Annotated in this window: 2 protein-coding genes; both read right to left on the reverse strand. The window is 64.0% G+C overall.

Annotation, left to right across the window (positions count from 1 at the left end; translation table 11 throughout):
- Nucleotides 1-1,468: PAS domain S-box protein (locus tag GY769_24305; GenBank protein MCP4205043.1), on the reverse strand; the 1,468-nt coding region annotated here is incomplete at its 3' end.
- A gap of 30 nt (nt 1,469-1,498) precedes the next feature.
- Nucleotides 1,499-1,921: a response regulator gene (locus tag GY769_24310; protein MCP4205044.1), complete on the reverse strand. Its 423-nt coding sequence runs from the start codon at nt 1,919-1,921 to the stop codon at nt 1,499-1,501.
- Nucleotides 1,922-2,291 lie beyond the last annotated feature (370 nt).

Below are 2,291 nucleotides of genomic sequence, written 5' to 3' on the forward strand. Positions count from 1 at the left end.
CGATGATCGAGGTCAGCGGCGTGCGCAGCTCGTGGCTTACCATCGAGATGAACTCCTGCTTCATCCGATCGACCAGCTTGCGCTCGGTGATGTCGCGAAAGATGCCGCGGGTGGCGACCGGCAGACCGTCGACGAAGCGGGAGTTGATCGAGCCCTCGACCGAGATTTCCTGGCCTTCTCGGGTGACGAAGATCGCCTCGAGCCGGCCCTGTCCGTCGCCGGCGAGGATGCTCTGCACGACGTCGCGATCGCTCGTCGGATGCTGGCGCACGACGTCCCACAACCTGAGTTTCTGGACATCCTGGTCGACGTAGCCGAGGGTCTCTTTCCATGCCCGGTTGACGTATTGGAATCGGCCGTCGGGAGAGACGCTCTGGATCAAGTCGGTGGCGTTCTCGAGCAAATCGCGATATTTCTCTTCAGAGAGCGCCAAGGCGATCTCGGCCTGTCGGGTCTGAATCGAGGCGCCGAAAGTCCGGGCGGCGGTGCGCAGCGCCTCGATCTCGGCGGAAAGCCACTCGCGGTCGGTGGCGCCGTCTTCGAGGCTGAGGTAGCCGCGCAGCGTGGCGTCGACGAAGATCGGCACCACGACGAACGAGCTGACCTCCCAGGCTTCGAGGATCTTGCGCTCCTGGCTCGGCAAGTCCCGCACCTGGCCCTGGAGCGTCTGGCCGGCTTGCAGTCGATCCTTCCAACAGGTGAAGAGTTCGACGCGGTCCGGCAGCCCACGGTTGAATCGTTCCTCCATCTCACCGCCGGGCGTCGTCCAGCTGACGATCGCGCTGCCGGTCGGGAAAGGGCTTTCGTCCTTGACCACGCTCAAATAGATCAGATCGACGCCGGTGGCGCTGCCCAGTCGTTGCAGGACCTCTTCGACGCTCTCTTCCCACGAGCCGTCGGTCAACAGTCTCTCAGCCGAGCGCCCGACCGCTTTCAAGATGTTGTCGCGCCGGGTCAGGGTCCTGCGGACGCGCTCGCGTTCGCGGATATCTTCGCAGATGGTGACCGTAGCCACCGGTTGGCGGTCGCTGTTGTGGACCCGATCCGAAATCAGACGGACCGGGAATGACCGGCCGTCTTTGGTCGAGTCCAGGCGCCGGCGCGACCAGGGCCCGGACGGATCTCCGCGCCCCTCGGGATCCGCCGACCTGTGGGCGAGCAATCGTGCTTCCTTGCCGATCAGTTCGTCAATGGCATAACCGTGCATCCGGGCGTCGGCGGGATTGACGTAGATGATCTTGCCTTCGGTGTCGGTGATGGTGACGCCCAGGTTCACCGTCTCGACCGCCTTTTCGAGCAGGCGCAGGCGGGTCTCCAGACGAATCTTCTCCTCCTCCTGGGCGGTCAGCTCTTCGCGTGCAAGCTCGAGCTCCTGAGTCGTCGCCTGCAGCGCACGCTCCACCGACTCCAGCTCCTGGCGGAGCTTCCGGGCGCTGCCGAGGAGCCGCGGAGATTGGGCGATCTTCATCGTCGTCGCCGTGGCGCCGTGGCCGGGTCCTCAGCGGCCTTCGTCTACGCCGTGATGACGGCGCCAGATTTCGTGCACACGGTCGGCAAGGGTCATCGGGTCGAAGGGTTTGACGATGACGTCGATGGCGCCGAGCGCCAGGTACTCTTCGATCTCGTGGCTCTGCGCTTTGGCGGTGACGAACACGACCGGCATCGAGGCCGTCTCCGGTTTCCGTGCCAGAGCCTCCAGGGTCGCGGGGCCGTCGGGCTCGGGCATCATGACGTCCAGGAGGATCAGCTCGGGCTGGAACCGCGGAGCGATCTCGAGCGCTTCATTGCCGGAGCCGCACACCTCGACCTCCAGGCTGCCGATATCCTCGAGTGCGAGTCGCGCGACCATCTGGATGTCGAGCTCGTCTTCGACCAATAGGACTCGTCTGAGACGGCGGGTCGGTGGTGCTGCGCTCTCCATCGCTGAGATTCCACTGATACCTGTAGGAGTCTTGGTAAACGGTGCTTTTGTCATCTTCAAGATCGCGCTTGGATCGCGCCACGTGCCGCGCGGCCACGGGTGCATGAATTCTGAGTATACTCGACAGCGGCGTGACTAGGAGCTTGTTGCGAAGCAACAAGCTCCTGGTACGGCTGGGTTGGGCCAAGAAGCTCCGCCGAAGGCGGAGGTTCTTGGGGCGGCGGAGGCAAGGAGATGACAATGACGGTCGGCGAAATGGCATCCGAATCGGTACTGGAGGCGGGACCGATCGCGAGATTGCGGGAAATGGGGCGAGCGCTGGGAAACGACGTACCCCGGCGGATCCTCGAGCTCTACCTTGGAGATTCGC

This window comes from bacterium (assembly GCA_024224155.1).
Lineage (GTDB): Bacteria > Acidobacteriota > Thermoanaerobaculia > Multivoradales > JAHEKO01 > CALZIK01.